This is a genomic window from Pseudomonas quebecensis (genome assembly GCF_026410085.1).
Taxonomy (GTDB): Bacteria; Pseudomonadota; Gammaproteobacteria; order Pseudomonadales; family Pseudomonadaceae; genus Aquipseudomonas; species Aquipseudomonas quebecensis.
In genome coordinates, this window is sequence record NZ_CP112866.1 from 3,386,093 (window position 1) to 3,402,763 (window position 16,671).

The following is a 16,671-nucleotide window of genomic DNA, read 5'->3' on the forward strand; positions in this document are numbered from 1 at the left end:
GCGGTGAGTCTTGCGCGCAAGGCTCACGACGGGCAACTCCGCCGTGGTTTCTTATTATCTCGCTTAGCGCTTCTTGCGGTTGGCGATGTGGATGGCGCCGCCATTCACTGCCAACGCTGCTTCGTGCAACGCTTCGGACAGGGTCGGATGGGAGAAGACCATCATGCCCAGGTCCTCGGCACTGGTGCCGAATTCCATACCGATCGCGCCCTGCTGAACCAGTTCTGCTGCGCTTGGGCCAATCACATGCACGCCCAATACGCGATCAGTCTTGGCATCAGCGATGACTTTGACAAAACCACCGGTGTCGTTGGCTGCCATGGCACGGCCAGAAGCGGCAAACGGGAAGGTGCCGACGTTAACTTCAACGCCTTCAGCTTTCAACTGCTGTTCGTTCTTGCCGACCCATGCAATTTCCGGGTGGGTGTAGATAACCGAAGGGATCAGGTCGTAGTTCATCTGGGTCTTGTGGCCCTTGATGCGCTCGACCACCATGATGCCTTCTTCGGAAGCCTTGTGCGCCAGCATCATGCCGCGAACCACGTCACCGATGGCATACACGCCTGGAACGGTGGTAGCGCAGTGATCGTCAACGTGGATGAAGCCACGTTCATCGATGTTCACGCCGCTGTCGGCCGCCAGCAGATCGGTGGTCACCGGGCGACGGCCCACTGCAACGATCAGCTTGTCGAAGGTGATGGTTTGTTCGCCATCCTTGTCGGTGTAGGTCACGACCACTTCTTCGCCGTTGACCTTCGAGCCGGTTACGCGAGCGCCCAGCTTGATGTCCAGGCCCTGTTTGGTCAGGGTCTTGAATGCTTCCTTGGAGACTGCGGTATCGGCAGCCAGCAGGAACGTATCCAATGCTTCCAGAACGGTGACTTCAGCACCCAGACGGGACCACACCGAACCCAGCTCCAGACCAATCACGCCGGCGCCGATCACGCCCAGGCGCTTAGGCACGGCTTGGAATTCCAGGGCGCCGGTCGAATCGACGATCACGTTCTGGTCTACCGGGGCCGGTGGAATGTCGATCGGACGGGAACCTGGGGCCAGGATCACGTTTTCGGCTTCGATCACTTCAACCGAACCGTCAGGCTTGGTGATTTCGACTTTCTTGCCGGCCAGCAATTTGCCGTGGCCCTGCAGGGAAGTCACGCCGTTGGCCTTGAACAAGGTGGCAACGCCGGAAGTCAGGCCCTTAACGATATTGGCCTTGCGGCCGACCATCGCAGGGACGTCCATGGTCACGCCGGCGTGGTTGATGCCGTGGATGGCAAAACCGTCCTGCGCTTCGTGGAATTTCCAGGAGCTGTCCAGCAGCGCCTTGGAAGGAATGCAGCCAACGTTCAGGCAAGTACCGCCCAGCGCCAGTTTGCCTTCCTTGTCAGTGTATTTTTCGATGCAAGCAGTCGAGAGGCCCAGTTGTGCGGCCTTGATGGCGGCCACGTAGCCGCCAGGGCCCGCGCCAATCACTACAACGTCAAATTTCTGTGTCATAAAAGGTTCCCTTTTAGCAACAAGCTACAAGCCGCAAGCTACAAGTTTGAAACCCACCCGCTCTCGAGCCTGGGGCTTGTCGCTTGCAGCTTGCCGCTGCTTTTTAGATATCCAGAAGAAGACGAGCCGGATCTTCCAGCAGGTTCTTGATGGTCACCAGGAAAGTCACGGCTTCTTTACCATCGATCAGGCGGTGATCGTAGGACAGTGCCAGGTACATCATCGGGCGAATCACGACTTGACCGTTGACGGCCATCGGACGCTGGATGATGTTGTGCATGCCCAGGATCGCGGCTTGTGGTGGGTTGACGATCGGCGTCGACATCATCGAACCGAAGGTACCACCGTTGGTGATGGTGAAGGTACCACCGGTCATCTCGTCGATGGTCAGCTTGCCGTCACGGGCCTTCTTGCCGAAGGTGGCGATACCGCCTTCGATTTCAGCCAGGCTCATCAGTTCGGCGTTACGCAGGACCGGAACCACCAGGCCACGGTCGCTGGACACGGCAACGCCGATGTCTGCATAGCCATGGTAGACGATGTCGTTGCCGTCGATGGAAGCGTTGACGGCCGGGAAGCGTTTCAACGCTTCGGTGGCCGCTTTCACGAAGAACGACATGAAGCCCAGGCGCACGCCGTTGTGGCTCTTCTCGAACAGGTCCTTGTACTTCGAACGCAGGGCCATGACTTCGGTCATGTCGACTTCGTTGAAGGTGGTCAGCATTGCCATGTTCGACTGGGCTTCAACCAGACGCTTGGCAACGGTGGCCCGTACACGGGTCATCGGTACGCGCTTCTCGGTGCGGTCGCCGGCGGCGAACACTGGAGCAGCGGCAGCCGGAGCGGCAGCCTTGGCAGGTGCGGCGGCCGGCGCAGCTTTTTTGGCGGCGATGGCGGCAACCACGTCTTCCTTGGTCACACGACCGCCTTTGCCGGTACCGGCGACGGAAGCGATGTTGATGCCGTTCTCTTCAGCCAGCTTGCGAGCGGCCGGGGCGGCGACAGGATCATCTTCGCCCGCGTCGGCGGCAGCAGCGGCCGGGGCGGCAGCCGGAGCAGCGGACGCTGCTGGAGCGGCAGCAGCAGCGCCGCCCTCTTCGATCGAGCCCAGTACCTGGTTCGACAGAACGGTAGCGCCTTCTTCGGCAACGATTGCACCCAGCACGCCGTCAGCTTCAGCCAACACTTCCAGCACGACTTTGTCGGTCTCGATGTCGACGATCAGGTCGTCACGCTTGACGGCCTCGCCTGGTTTCTTGTGCCAGGTGGCAACGGTGCCATCGGCAACCGATTCCGGGAATGACGGGGCTTTGATTTCGATAGCCATTATCTATGGGTCCTTAAAATTCGGTTTCAGTCAGCGCGAAGGCGTTAAACAGTGAAAGCATCTTGCAGCAGTTTTTCCTGCTGCTCGGCGTGCATCGAGGCATAACCACACGCAGGTGCGGCAGACGCATCACGGCCGGCGTATTCCAGGCCCAGGGCCTTGTTATGGTTGCCGATGCTGCGACGCAGGTGATGCTGGCTGCTGTACCACGCGCCCTGGTTCATCGGTTCTTCCTGGCACCAGACCACATTCGTGAGGTTGGTGTAAGGCGCGATGACCTCCATCAGGTCGTCTTCCGGGAACGGGTAAAGCTGCTCGATACGCACGATGGCGATGTCTTCGCGGCCTTCGGCACGGCGCTTTTCCAGCAAGTCATAGTAGACCTTGCCGCTGCACAGGATCAGGCGAGTCACCTTGGCCGCGTCCAGCGTGTCGATTTCCGGAATCACGGTCTGGAACGAACCGTCCGCCAGATCTTCCAGGGTCGAGATGGCCAATTTATGACGCAGCAGCGACTTCGGCGTCAGCACAACCAGCGGCTTGCGCAGAGGACGAATCACCTGGCGACGCAGCAAGTGGTAGATCTGGGCCGGGGTGGTCGGTACGCAGACCTGAATGTTGTGCTCGGCGCACAGCTGCAGGTAACGTTCCAGACGCGCCGAGGAGTGCTCAGGGCCCTGACCTTCATAACCGTGTGGCAGCAACATGGTCAGACCGCACAGGCGGCCCCACTTGTGCTCGCCGCTGGTGATGAACTGGTCGATCACCACCTGGGCACCGTTGGCGAAGTCGCCGAACTGGGCTTCCCAGATCACCAGCGCGTTTGGCGTGGTGGTCGAGTAACCGTATTCGAATGCCAGTACGGCTTCCTCGGACAGGAACGAATCGTACAGGTCGAAACGTGGCTGGCCTTCGTACAGGTTCTGCAGCGGCACATAGGTGCTGGCGTCTTTCTGGTTGTGCAATACCGCGTGACGGTGCGAGAACGTACCGCGGCCGATGTCCTGGCCGGTCATGCGGATCGGGTGACCTTCGAACGCCAGGGTCGCGTACGCCATGGTCTCGGCGTAACCCCAGTTGATCGGCAGGCCGCCGGCTTGCATCTTCTGACGGTCTTCGTAGATCTTCGAGACCTGGCGTTGAACCACAAAGCCTTCCGGAATTTCCAGCAGCTTGGCGGACAGTTCCTGCAGGGTCTTGAGGTCGAACGAGGTGTCGTGACGCGCGGTCCAGGTGTGACCCAGGTAAGGGCGCCAGTCAACGAACAGCTCTTTGTTCGGCTCTTTGACCAGGCTTTTCACTACGTGCAGACCGTTGTCCAGCGCGTTGCGGTATTCGTCGACTTTCGCCTGAACACGCGCTTCGTCCACCACGCCGGCCTTGGTCAGGCTTTCGGCATACAGCTCACGGGTAGTGCGCTGCTTGGCGATCTGCTGGTACATCAACGGCTGGGTGCCGCTTGGCTCGTCCGCTTCGTTGTGACCGCGACGACGGTAGCAGACCAGGTCGATCACCACGTCACGCTTGAACTGCATGCGGTAGTCGACAGCCAGTTGGGTCACGAACAGCACGGCTTCCGGATCATCGCCATTCACATGGAGGATCGGCGCCTGGATCATCTTGGCAACGTCGGTGGCGTACTCGGTGGAACGCGCGTCCAGCGGGTTGCTGATGGTGAAGCCCACCTGGTTGTTGATGACGATGTGAACGGTACCGCCGGTCTTGAAGCCGCGAGTCTGCGACATCTGGAAGGTTTCCAGAACCACGCCCTGACCGGCGAATGCCGCGTCACCGTGGATGGAAATCGGCAGAACCTTTTCACCGGTGGTGTCGTTACGACGGTCCTGGCGAGCACGCACCGACCCCTCGACCACTGGCGAAACGATTTCCAGGTGGGATGGGTTGAATGCCATGGCCAGGTGAACTTCACCGCCGGTGGTCATCACGTTGGACGAGAAGCCCTGGTGGTATTTAACGTCACCGGAACCCAGCTCGACCTTCTTCTTGCCTTCGAACTCGTCGAACAGCTCACGCGGGTTCTTGCCGAAGGTGTTGACCAACACGTTCAGGCGACCACGGTGGGCCATGCCGATCACGACTTCCTTGGTACCGTAGGAACCGGAACGCTGGATCAGCTCATCAAGCATCGGGATCAGGCTTTCGCCGCCTTCCAGGCCGAAACGCTTGGTGCCCGGGTATTTGGTCCCCAGGTATTTCTCCAGGCCTTCAGCAGCAGTCACGCGCTCGAGCAGGTGGCTGCGAACATCAGCGGACAACGCCGGGCGGCCGCGCACGCCTTCCAGGCGATGCTGGAACCACTGGCGCTGCTCGGAATCGGTGATGTGCGTGAATTCAGCGCCGATGGTGCGGCAATATGTCTGCTGCAACGCTTCGTGAATTTCGCGTAGGCTCGCTTCCTCTTTGCCGATGAACAGGTCGCCGGCACGGAAGGTCGTATCAAGATCGGCATTGGTCAAGCCGTAATGATTGATCGACAGGTCAGCCGGTGCAGGACGCTGCCAGAGCCCCAGCGGGTCAAGCTGGGCCGCCTGGTGGCCACGCATCCGGTAGGCCTGGATCAGTCGCAGTACTTCAACTTGCTTCTTCTCATGCTCACTGCTCACGCTGCCGGCGGAAACCGGCTGGGCGCGGCGCTGGTTCTTTGCCAGCAGCACGAACTGATCGCGAATTGTTGCATGCGATACATCGGTGGCAGCGTTGCCGTCTGAAGACAACGTCTGAAATTTGGTGCGCCATTCTTCTGGCACAGCGTTAGGGTCGTGCAGGTAGAGCTCATAAAGCTCTTCCACATAGGCAGCGTTACCACCTGAAAGATAGCCGCTGTTCCACATGCGCTGCATCACGCTTTCTTGCATGCTTGGTCACCCTCGATTTGGGGACACCACCGGCGAAAACACCGAGTTTGCTTGCAAAAGGCCAAGTGCAGCGACCAAAACAAGCCACTTAGGATCACGCTGATAGTTCGGGTACCAACCCGAATGCCCCTGCTTGTCTCATTTCTTCAAAATAAGAGCTGCGGCTTTGTAAGTCGCTGCTCAAGTTAAAACTACGGCGCCGGTTGAAGCCTGCGCCGCAGCATTTACGGGCACAACGGTCCTGCTTTTACTACAACGTCAGTTACACGCCGCTCTGCAGCAGCATGTTACGGATGTGACCAATGGCCTTAGTCGGGTTCAGGCCCTTGGGACATACGTTGACGCAGTTCATGATCCCGCGGCAGCGGAATACGCTGAACGGGTCATCCAGCGAAGCCAGACGCTCGGACGTCTTGGTGTCACGGCTGTCTGCCAGGAAGCGGTACGCTTGCAGCAGGGCAGCAGGACCCAGGAACTTGTCCGGGTTCCACCAGAAGGACGGGCAGGAGGTCGAGCAGCAGGCGCACAGAATGCACTCGTACAGACCGTCGAGCTTGTCGCGCTCTTCCGGGGACTGCAGACGCTCGATGGCCGGGGCCGGCGTGTCGTTCTGCAGGAACGGCTTAACTTTCTCGTATTGCTTGTAGAAGATGCTCATATCGACAACCAGGTCACGGATAACCGGCAAACCTGGAAGTGGACGAACGATCAGCTTGTTGCCTTTCACCACGGCGGACAGCGGCGTGATGCACGCCAGGCCGTTCTTGCCGTTGATGTTCATGCCGTCGGAGCCGCAGACACCTTCACGGCAGGAGCGACGGTAGGAGAAACCCTCGTCCTGCTCTTTGATCAGGGCCAGCACGTCCAGCACCATCAGGTCTTTACCACCGGTATCGACCTGGAATTCCTGCATGAACGGCGCAGCGTCCTGATCAGGGTTGTAGCGATAAACACTGACTTTCAACATGGCAGCCACCCTTAGTAAGTCCGAATCTTCGGTTCAAAGGTCGGAACCGTTTTCGGCGAGAAGTTCACGGCACGCTTGGCAACGCGCTTTTCACCCGGGAAGTACAGGGTGTGGCACAGCCAGTTCTCGTCGTCGCGGTCTTCGTAGTCTTCACGCGCGTGCGCACCACGGGATTCTTTACGAACCTCGGCGGCAATCGCGGTCGCTTCGGCCACTTCCAGCAGGTTTTGCAGTTCAAGGGCTTCGATACGAGCGGTGTTGAACGCCTGGCTCTTATCGTTGATCTTGACGTTGGCGATGCGCGTACGCAGGTCGGCCAGTTGGGCGATACCCTTCTGCATGTATTCGCCGGTACGGAATACACCGAAGTAGTTCTGCATGCAGCTTTGCAGCTCGCGACGCAGGGTTGCCACGTCTTCGCCATCGGTGCGCTCGTTCAGAGCGGACAGGCGCGCCAGGGCGGCCTCGATGTTGGCGTCGGTGGCGTCGTCGTACTCGATACCGTCGGTCAGCGCCTTCTCGAGGTGCAGGCCTGCCGCACGACCGAATACCACCAGGTCGAGCAACGAGTTACCGCCCAGGCGGTTGGCACCGTGAACCGATACGCATGCCACTTCACCCACTGCGAACAGACCAGGGATGATGGTGTCAACGCCATCGGCGTCCTGAGTGATCGCCTGGCCATGGATGTTGGTCGGCACGCCGCCCATCATATAGTGGCAAGTCGGAACAACCGGAACCGGAGCAACTACCGGGTCAACGTGCGCAAAAGTCTTGGACAGTTCGCAGATGCCTGGCAGACGGCTGTGCAGCACTTCTTCGCCCAGGTGATCGAGCTTGAGCATCACGTGGTCGCCATTCGGACCGCAACCGTTGCCGGCGATGATCTCTTTAACCATCGAACGGGCAACAACGTCACGACCGGCAAGGTCCTTGGCGTTCGGCGCATAGCGCTCCATGAAACGCTCGCCATGCTTGTTGATCAGGTAACCACCTTCACCACGGCAACCTTCGGTCACCAGTACGCCGGCGCCGGCAATACCGGTCGGGTGGAACTGCCACATTTCAATGTCCTGCACCGGCACGCCGGCACGCAGGGCCATACCTACACCGTCGCCGGTGTTGATCAGGGCGTTGGTGGTGGAAGCATAGATACGGCCCGCACCGCCGGTGGCCAGAACGGTAGCCTTGGCGCGAATGTAGGTGGTTTCGCCGGTTTCGATGCAGATGGCGATCACACCGACGAACTCGCCTTGGGAGTTCTTGACCAGGTCAACCGCGTAGTACTCGTTCAGGAACGTGGTACCGGCTTTCAGGTTGCCCTGATAAAGGGTGTGCAGCAGCGCGTGGCCGGTACGGTCGGACGCGGCGCAGGTACGGGCAGCCTGCCCGCCTTTACCGTAATCCTTCGACTGGCCGCCGAACGGACGCTGGTAGATACGGCCTTGCTCGGTACGGGAGAACGGCAGACCCATGTGGTCCAGCTCGAACACCGCCGCAGGGCCTTCCTGACACATGTACTCGATCGCGTCCTGGTCACCGATGTAGTCGGAACCCTTGACGGTATCGTACATGTGCCAGCGCCAGTCATCGTTCGGGTCGGCGGACGCGATGGCGCAGGTGATGCCACCCTGAGCCGACACGGTGTGAGAGCGCGTCGGGAACACCTTGGTGATCACGGCAGTCTTGTGACCACCCTGGGCCAGCTGCAGCGCAGCGCGCATGCCGGCACCGCCGCCACCAATAATGATGGCGTCGAAGGAAATAGTTGGAATGTTAGCCATGACTCAGATACCCCAAAGAATCTGCACACCCCAGACGAAGTAAGCGAACATCGCGATGCCGCATACTGCCTGGAAGAGGAAACGTACTGCAGTCGCGGACTTGCCCAGCGCCATTGGCGTGAGGTAGTCGGTCGCGATGGTCCACATGCCGACCCAGGCGTGAGCGCCCAGGGCCACAAGTGCCAGCAGACTGAAGATTCGCATCGCATTATGGGCAAACAGGCCGTGCCATTGCTCATAGCCGATGCCCGGGTTTGCGACGAGGTATCCGATCAGGAAAATGAAATAAGCCGCGAGAACAACCGCAGACACGCGCTGCGCCATCCAGTCGTAGAGGCCCGAACGCGATAGGTTCGTAACGCTGGTTACCATATCCAAACTCCTGCCAGAACGATCAGCACCACGGAAATGGCGATGATGATTTTCGAGCCCAGGCGGCCGCCTTCCAGCGTCTCACCGATGCCCATGTCCATGATCAAGTGGCGCACACCGGCTACCAGGTGATACAGCAGAGCGGACAGGAGGCCCCATGCTACGAACTTGGCCAGCGGGCTGGTCAAGTATGCCTTCACCTCGGCGTAACCTTCCTCGGAACCCAGGGATTTGCTCAATGCGTAAAGCATGATGCCCAAGCCCAGGAACAGGATGATGCCGGAAACACGGTGCAGGAACGACGTAACGCCGGTGATGGGGAGTTTGATGGTCCTTAGGTCTAGGTTTACAGGTCGTTGGCTATTCTTCACGGCTTTTTTTCACACTGAAGAGCCCCTAACAATCAGGGCAAAGTTGTAGGGGAGTGCACTGGTCAGGTAAGCACCACCCAGGGAGTGCGACCCCCAATGAAAGCAAGCCCAAAAGCCCTTGGCGGTCGGTGGCCGAGTATAGACAGTTAGGTTACTAATGACAACGCGCGCTCCTCACCCTAATAGCGGATTGCGCTGACGGGATAAAAGGCGTAAATGGCAGTTAATTTCGACGAAAAAGTATGGTTAAAGCCTTCTGGAGCAAGACTTTAGGCAAATTGACATCTGAATTTATCTCACTATAGTGGTGCGGGCCCTGCGTGGGGGGTCTGTCTGATGATTTGAAGCATAAATAGGAGGCCACATGGCTGACAAAAAAGCGCAGTTGATCATCGAGGGCGCAGCCCCCGTCGAGCTGCCCATTTTAACCGGCACCGTTGGTCCCGATGTTATCGACGTACGGGGCCTGACGGCCACGGGCCGTTTCACGTTCGACCCAGGCTTCATGTCGACCGCCTCTTGCGAGTCGAAGATCACCTATATCGACGGCGACAATGGCATCCTGCTGCACCGGGGCTACCCGATCGAGCAACTGGCTGAAAAATCGGACTACCTGGAAACCTGCTACCTGCTGCTCAATGGCGAATTGCCAACAGCCGAGCAGAAAGCCCAGTTTGTCAGCACCGTGAAGAACCACACCATGGTTCACGAGCAGTTGAAGACCTTCTTCAACGGCTTCCGTCGCGACGCCCACCCGATGGCCGTCATGTGCGGCGTGGTCGGCGCCCTGTCGGCCTTCTATCACGACTCCCTCGACATCAATAACCCGCAGCATCGCGAAATCTCCGCGATCCGCCTGGTTGCCAAGATGCCGACCCTGGCCGCAATGGTTTACAAGTACTCCATGGGCCAACCCATGATGTACCCGCGCAACGACCTGACGTACGCGGAAAACTTCCTGCACATGATGTTCAACACCCCGTGCGAGATCAAACCGATCAGCCCGGTACTCGCCAAGGCCATGGACCGGATCTTCATCCTCCACGCCGACCACGAGCAGAACGCCTCCACCTCCACCGTGCGTCTGGCCGGCTCTTCGGGTGCCAACCCGTTCGCCTGTATCGCCGCCGGTATCGCCGCGCTCTGGGGCCCTGCCCACGGCGGTGCGAACGAAGCCGTGTTGACCATGCTCGATGAAATCGGCGATGTCTCGAACATCGACACCTTCATCGCCAAGGCCAAGGACAAGAACGATCCGTTCAAGCTGATGGGCTTCGGTCACCGGGTCTACAAGAACCGCGACCCGCGTGCCACCGTGATGAAGCAGACCTGCGACGAAGTGTTGAAGGAACTGGGCATCAAGAACGACCCGCAACTCGAACTGGCCATGCGCCTGGAAGAGATCGCCCTGACCGACCCATACTTCATCGAACGCTCGCTGTACCCGAACGTCGACTTCTACTCGGGGATCATCCTCAAGGCGATCGGCATTCCAACCAGCATGTTCACCGTGATCTTCGCCCTGGCGCGGACCGTGGGCTGGATCTCCCACTGGAAAGAAATGCTCTCCAGCCCGTACAAGATTGGCCGCCCGCGCCAGCTGTACACCGGCTACGAGTCGCGTGACATCACCAAGCTGGAAGATCGGCACTAAATCCCAGCCAGAAAAAACGGCCTCCTGATGAGGCCGTTTTTTTTGGCTGGAATTTAGTGAGCTGCAAGCTTCCAGCTATAAGCCGCAAGCAAAAAAATACCCCTGTATCTCCACAGGGGTATCTCTCTACACACCACCGCTTCTAACTTACAGCTTGAGGCTTGCCACTTGCGGCTGCATCAATGATTCACTGCCCCACTCGCCCCCAGGCCCGTCTGTGAACGCACAAACTGCGGGAAGTACAGCGCACGTTCTTTCTCTGCCGCCGCCGACTTGTCGGTGATGGAGAAGAACCAGATGCCGATGAACGCGATGATCATCGAGAACAGCGCCGGGTACTCGTACGGGAAGATGGCCTTTTCATGATGCAGGATCGAGACCCAGATGGTCGGCCCCAGGACCATCAGGCCCACGGCACTGACCAGGCCCAGCCAACCGCCGATCATGGCGCCACGGGTGGTGAGGTTTTTCCAGTACATGGAAAGCAGCAGCACCGGGAAGTTACAGCTGGCGGCTATGGAGAACGCCAGGCCCACCATGAACGCAATGTTCTGACTTTCGAACAGGATACCCAGGCCGATCGCCAACACACCCAGGGCCACGGTGGTGATCTTCGACACACGAATCTCATCTTTCTCGTTGGCCTTGCCTTTCTTGATCACGCTGGCATACAGGTCGTGAGACACCGCCGATGCGCCCGCCAGGGTCAAACCGGCCACCACCGCCAGGATAGTGGCAAATGCCACGGCCGAGATGAAGCCCAGGAAGATACTGCCACCCACCGCGTTGGCCAGGTGCACCGCCGCCATGTTGTTACCGCCCAGCAAGGCGCCTGCAGCATCCTTGAATGCCGGATTGGTGCTGACCAGCAGGATCGCGCCGAAGCCGATGATAAAGGTCAGGATATAGAAGTAGCCGATAAAGCCCGTGGCATACAGCACGCTCTTGCGCGCTTCCTTGGCGTCGCTCACCGTGAAGAAGCGCATCAGGATATGCGGCAGGCCGGCGGTGCCGAACATCAGCGCCAGGCCCAGGGAGAATGCGGAGACAGGGTCTTTCACCAGGCCGCCGGGGCTCATGATCGCCTCACCTTTAGGGTGAACCTTGATCGCCTCGGAGAACAGCGTGTTGAAATCGAAGTTGACGTGCTTCATTACCATCAGCGCCATGAACGAGGCACCCGACAGCAACAGCACCGCCTTGATGATCTGCACCCAAGTGGTCGCGAGCATGCCGCCGAACAGCACGTACAGGCACATCAGGATACCCACCAGGATCACCGCCACATGGTAGTCCAGGCCGAACAGCAGCTGGATCAGCTTGCCCGCCCCCACCATCTGTGCGATCAGGTAGAACGCCACCACCACCAGCGAACCACAGGCCGACAGGCTGCGGATCTGGGTCTGGCCCAGGCGGTAGGACGCCACGTCAGCAAAGGTGTATTTGCCCAGGTTACGCAGGCGCTCGGCGATCAGGAACAAAATGATCGGCCAGCCCACCAGGAAGCCGATCGAGTAGATCAGCCCGTCGTAGCCAGACGTGAACACCAGCGCGGAGATCCCCAGGAACGAGGCCGCCGACATGTAGTCACCGGCGATCGCCAGGCCGTTCTGGAAACCGGTGATCTTGCCGCCGGCCGCGTAGTAGTCGGCCGCCGACTTGTTGCGCTTGGAGGCCCAGTAGGTAATGCATAGGGTTGCACCGACGAAGACCACAAACATCACGATGGCCGAGACGTTCAGCGGTTGCTTGTGCACTTCACCGGTCAATGCGTCGGCCGCCCACAGGGCGGGAGCAAAAAGCGAAGCGCCGAATACTGCCAGTAGACGACGGATCATTGCGCAGCCTCCTTGAGAATCGCATTGTTCAGGTCGTCAAACTCGCCATTGGCCCGACGCACATAGATGGCGGTGAGGACGAAGGCGGAGACGATCAACCCGACACCCAGGGGAATGCCCCAGGTAATCGACGAACCAGGGCTGAGTTTGGCCCCCAGCACTTGAGGCCCGTAGGCGATCAACAGGATGAAACCGGAGTAGAGCCCTAGCATGATGGCCGAGAGAATCCAGGCGAATCGCTCCCTTTTCCTCACCAGCTCCTTGAAGCGCGGGCTGTTTTGAATCGATAGGTAAATGCTGTCGTTCATTGTTTTTATCCTCGCAGCACAGCTTTTTTATTATTGGAACGTAGCCACTGTATGCGGCTCTGGAACAGGTTCCAGACGACCTTAGTAGTAGATCGAGTGTAGCGAGGGATTGGCGGCGCGAATGAAGATTTGCAGGAAACAGAAATTAATGTGGGAGAGGGCTTGCCCCCGATGGCGTTGAGTCAGTCAGATCACTGACAACTGACACTCCGCTATCGGTGGCAAGCCCTCTCCCACAGGGGTTGTATCAAGACATCGGGGGGTTACTTACCGGTCCACTCGGCAACGCGCTCAGGGTGCTTGGCGACCCAATCCTTGGCCGCGGCGTCAGGCTTGGCGCCCTCCTGGATGGCGAGCATGACTTCGCCGATTTCATCCTTGGAGGCCCATTGGAATTTTTTTAGGAAGGCCGCAACTTCCGGCGCTTTAGCCTCCAGGCCTTTGCTGCCGATGCTGTTGACGGTTTCAGCCGCGCCATAAACGCCTTTTGGATCGTCAAGGAAGCGCAGTTTCCACTTGGCGAACATCCAGTGCGGCACCCAACCGGTAACGGCAATGGATTCCTGCTTGTCTTCGGCACGAGTCAACTCGGCGATCATCGCCGCGCCCGAGCTGGCCTGCAGTTTGTAATCGAGGCCGTACTGCTTGATGGCTTCGTCAGTCTTGAGCATCACGCCTGAACCGGCATCGATGCCGACGATCTTGTTCTTGAAGGTGGTATCGGTCTTGAGGTCCTCAATGGACTTGGCCTTGACGTACTCCGGCACAATCAAGCCGATCTTGGCGTCCTTGAAGTTGGGGCCGTAATCGACCACTTTGTCCTTGTTCTTGGCCCAGTACTCGCCGTGGGTCACCGGCAACCAGGCCGAGAGCATCGCGTCGAGCTTGCCGGTGGCCACGCCCTGCCACATGATCCCGGTGGCGACCGCCTGCAGTTTCACGTCATAACCGAGCTTCTCTTTGATCACCTCAGCCGCCACATGGGTGGTGGCAACGCTGTCGGACCAACCGTCCACGTAGCCGATGCTCAGGGTTTTGCTGTCGGCGCTGGCCAGTGTGGAGCTCATCGCAACCACCAGAGTGGCAGCTGCGCCCAAGAGTCGTCGCATCTTCATCGTACTTCCCCGAAAGTGCTGCGCCCGGCGAATGCCGAGCGACGTCAACCTGTTGTTATGTGGTGCACCGCGCCCCCTTCACGCGCTGAATCCGGCTGCTGATCCATCAGTGGAGTGCTGACACTTGGATCATCGGCCTGCAGCATCCATCGACCTGCTCTGTCAGCGACCTCGTACAAGCAGGAAACGACATCACATAGCCAGTAGGACGCTTTACTGAACGCTCGTTCAAAAACCCGCCCGAACTTTGCATGTCAAAATCGTGCGGCTCCCCTTGAGCCGCACATTTGCAGGTAAGATGCGCGCCTTTGCTCTCCCAGATAAGCCGACCATGCCCGCGACTGCCCGCTTCCCTGCCCTGCCCTATGTGTTCGCCCTGTTTTTCGGCCTGCTGGCTCTTATCGGCTATTGGTACGGCCTCGGCCGCCCCGTGGTGTTGCCGGATGTCGCCAGTGCCAGTCACAAGTTGCAATGTGCGTCCTACACGCCATTCGACAAGGACCAATCCCCCTTCGACCAGCCGTTCACACTGCGCCCGGCGCGCATGGACGCCGACCTGGCCCTGCTGGCCACGCGCTTCGAATGCATTCGCACCTACTCCATGACCGGTCTGGAAGGCTTGCCGGCCCTAGCGCGCAAACACGGCCTGAAGCTGATGATCGGCGCCTGGGTCAGCAGCGACCCGCTGGCCACCGCAAAGGAAATCGACCTGCTGATCGCGTCGGCGAACGCCAACCCGGATGTGGTCAGCGCCGTGATCGTCGGCAACGAGGCGCTGCTGCGCAAGGAAGTCACCGCCGGGCAACTGGTGAAGCTGATCCAGAAAGTCAAAAGCCAGATCCGGCAGCCGGTCACCTACGCCGACGTCTGGGAATTCTGGCTGCAACACCCGGAAATCGCCCCGGCCGTGGATTTCCTGACCATTCACCTGCTGCCCTATTGGGAAGACGACCCGTCCGGCATCGACCAGGCACTCCAGCATGTGGGCGACGTACGGCAGACGTTCGGCAACAAATTTGCGCCCAAAGACGTGCTGATCGGTGAAACCGGCTGGCCGAGCGAAGGCCGCCAGCGCGAAACGGCGCTGCCGAGCCGGGTCAACGAGGCCAAGTTCATGCGCGGTTTCGTGGCCATGGCCGAAGCCAACGGCTGGCACTACAACCTGATCGAAGCGTTCGACCAACCCTGGAAACGCGCCAGTGAGGGCGCCGTGGGCGGCTATTGGGGCCTGTTCGATGCCGATCGCCAGGACAAGGGCATCCTTGCCGGCCCGGTCAGTAATGTGCCGTACTGGCCACTGTGGCTGGGCGTAGGCGGTGTGATCCTGCTGGGTACGTTGGTACTCGGCGGACGTGTTCGCAGCACCCGCGCTGCGCTGGCCCTGCCGTTGCTGGGGGCCGTGGCGGCGTGCTCGATAGGCAGCTGGGCCGAGCTGACCCGCCTGACTGCACGCTTCAACGATGAATGGGTATGGGCCGGCCTGCTGATAGCGCTCAATCTGCTGGTACTGGCCCATGCCGCATTGGCCCTGAGCCCTCGCGAGGGGTGGCGCGAGCGCGCGTTCAACTGGCTGGAACGCCGCGCGGGCTGGTGGGTGGCGCTCGCCGGCTTTGCTGGCGCAGTGATGATGCTGGCGCTGGTATTCGACCCGCGCTACCGCAGTTTTCCCAGCGCCGCACTGGTGTTGCCGGCGCTGGTGTACCTGGTGCGCCCGGTCACCGGCCCGCGTCGAGAGATTGCGCTGCTCACCTTCATTATCGGCGCCGGCATTGCGCCGCAGTTGTACCGTGAAGGTTTGCTGAACCAGCAGGCGTGGGGTTGGGCAGTGGTCAGCGGGTTGATGGTGGTTGCGTTGTGGCGCTGCCTGCGGATGCGCAGGGCTTAAGACTGCTATCGGGGGCAAGCCCCCTCTCGCAGTTGATCGGGTTTACACATTTCCAATTGTGAATACCGGCAAATGTGGGAGGGGGCTTGCCGCCGATTGGCCGGATCAAACGCCCCGAGGCTGCCTGACCAACCGCAACCCCGCAATCACCACCGCAAACACCGCAAAGGTGGTGTTGTACAACGCGAGCGCCGGCAGCCCGAACACCAGCGCCGCTACCGCCAGGCCCCAGCCAGTGCGGCCCGCTACGAAAAATGCGAGCACCGAGGTCACCAGCGCCGCCCAGCCCAGAACTTTGAAATGGATCATCAAGCCCAGGTTCGAGCGCAGCTGGCATTCCCAGCGACTGGCCTCGTCAACGCAAATACCGACCCACCGGCCATCCTCCATAAACCCGTAACGCGCGGCATAGCTGGCAGCCAGCCAAAGTGGCAAGGCAATAAGCAGCAAAATCAATGGCAAACGACGGGACATGGAGGACTCCGATAGGCAAAAACGGCGCTCAGCTTAATGCGCCGACGGCCGTTAGCAAGGTACATACACACAATTAGTATTCACCCGGACGTTGCAGAGTGTATCTTCTGGCGACTATTACCCCGATTCCGACGTTTTTTTCCGACTTTTCGCACTGAGTGCTGGCACTTCGGTGGTACGGCGGTGGTCATAGCCTGCGA

General features: G+C 59.6%; 13 protein-coding genes. 2 read left to right on the forward strand and 11 right to left on the reverse strand.

Annotated elements, in window-relative coordinates:
- Positions 1 to 63: 63 nt before the first annotated feature.
- From lpdA to sdhC, 7 genes are all read right to left on the reverse strand, one after another.
- Complete coding sequence (lpdA, locus tag OSC50_RS15705) at positions 64 to 1,500, reverse strand: dihydrolipoyl dehydrogenase (RefSeq protein WP_181079970.1); 1,437 nt, start codon at positions 1,498 to 1,500, stop codon at positions 64 to 66.
- A 103-nt stretch (positions 1,501 to 1,603) separates the two neighbouring features.
- Positions 1,604 to 2,827: a 2-oxoglutarate dehydrogenase complex dihydrolipoyllysine-residue succinyltransferase gene (gene odhB / locus OSC50_RS15710; protein WP_181079971.1), complete on the reverse strand. Its 1,224-nt coding sequence runs from the start codon at positions 2,825 to 2,827 to the stop codon at positions 1,604 to 1,606.
- 44 nt (positions 2,828 to 2,871) lie between these two features.
- Positions 2,872 to 5,703, reverse strand: a complete 2,832-nt coding sequence (locus tag OSC50_RS15715; RefSeq protein ID WP_181079972.1) for a 2-oxoglutarate dehydrogenase E1 component — start codon at positions 5,701 to 5,703, stop codon at positions 2,872 to 2,874.
- Positions 5,704 to 5,965: 262 nt separating this feature from the next.
- Positions 5,966 to 6,670: a succinate dehydrogenase iron-sulfur subunit gene (locus OSC50_RS15720; RefSeq protein WP_034096664.1), complete on the reverse strand. Its 705-nt coding sequence runs from the start codon at positions 6,668 to 6,670 to the stop codon at positions 5,966 to 5,968.
- Positions 6,671 to 6,681: 11 nt separating this feature from the next.
- On the reverse strand, positions 6,682 to 8,454 hold the full coding sequence (sdhA, locus tag OSC50_RS15725) for a succinate dehydrogenase flavoprotein subunit (RefSeq protein ID WP_181079973.1): 1,773 nt from the start codon (positions 8,452 to 8,454) through the stop codon (positions 6,682 to 6,684).
- A gap of 3 nt (positions 8,455 to 8,457) precedes the next feature.
- Positions 8,458 to 8,826, reverse strand: coding sequence for a succinate dehydrogenase, hydrophobic membrane anchor protein (gene sdhD / locus OSC50_RS15730; RefSeq protein ID WP_003233245.1), 369 nt, complete (start codon positions 8,824 to 8,826; stop codon positions 8,458 to 8,460).
- Positions 8,820 to 9,197: a succinate dehydrogenase, cytochrome b556 subunit gene (gene sdhC, locus OSC50_RS15735; protein WP_181079974.1), complete on the reverse strand. Its 378-nt coding sequence runs from the start codon at positions 9,195 to 9,197 to the stop codon at positions 8,820 to 8,822. Before sdhC ends, sdhD begins: the two co-directional genes overlap by 7 nt.
- A gap of 364 nt (positions 9,198 to 9,561) precedes the next feature.
- Between sdhC and gltA the strand changes: the two genes are divergently transcribed.
- The gene (gltA, locus tag OSC50_RS15740; RefSeq protein WP_034137560.1) at positions 9,562 to 10,851 is read left to right on the forward strand and encodes a citrate synthase; all 1,290 of its coding nucleotides are present in this window, start codon (positions 9,562 to 9,564) and stop codon (positions 10,849 to 10,851) included.
- Positions 10,852 to 11,030: 179 nt separating this feature from the next.
- Here the strand turns inward: gltA and OSC50_RS15745 are convergent, their stop codons facing one another.
- The 3 genes from OSC50_RS15745 to OSC50_RS15755 form a co-directional block, all read right to left on the reverse strand.
- Positions 11,031 to 12,689 carry a cation acetate symporter gene (locus tag OSC50_RS15745; RefSeq protein ID WP_181079975.1) on the reverse strand — a complete coding sequence of 553 codons (1,659 nt, stop codon included), beginning with the start codon at positions 12,687 to 12,689 and terminating at the stop codon, positions 11,031 to 11,033.
- Positions 12,686 to 12,997 carry a DUF485 domain-containing protein gene (locus OSC50_RS15750; protein ID WP_181079976.1) on the reverse strand — a complete coding sequence of 104 codons (312 nt, stop codon included), beginning with the start codon at positions 12,995 to 12,997 and terminating at the stop codon, positions 12,686 to 12,688. Before OSC50_RS15750 ends, OSC50_RS15745 begins: the two co-directional genes overlap by 4 nt.
- Before the next feature lie 263 nt (positions 12,998 to 13,260).
- Entirely contained in the window at positions 13,261 to 14,112 is an 852-nt protein-coding gene (locus tag OSC50_RS15755; RefSeq protein WP_181079977.1) for a glycine betaine ABC transporter substrate-binding protein, read from the reverse strand.
- Positions 14,113 to 14,443: 331 nt separating this feature from the next.
- On the opposite strand from OSC50_RS15755, the gene OSC50_RS15760 reads away from it, so the two are divergent.
- Positions 14,444 to 15,997: a glycoside hydrolase family 17 protein gene (locus OSC50_RS15760; protein ID WP_266248653.1), complete on the forward strand. Its 1,554-nt coding sequence runs from the start codon at positions 14,444 to 14,446 to the stop codon at positions 15,995 to 15,997.
- Between the two features lie 105 nt (positions 15,998 to 16,102).
- Here OSC50_RS15760 and OSC50_RS15765 read toward each other — a convergent pair whose 3' ends face one another.
- Positions 16,103 to 16,471 carry a hypothetical protein gene (locus OSC50_RS15765; protein WP_253511606.1) on the reverse strand — a complete coding sequence of 123 codons (369 nt, stop codon included), beginning with the start codon at positions 16,469 to 16,471 and terminating at the stop codon, positions 16,103 to 16,105.
- Between the last annotated feature and the right edge of the window lie 200 nt (positions 16,472 to 16,671).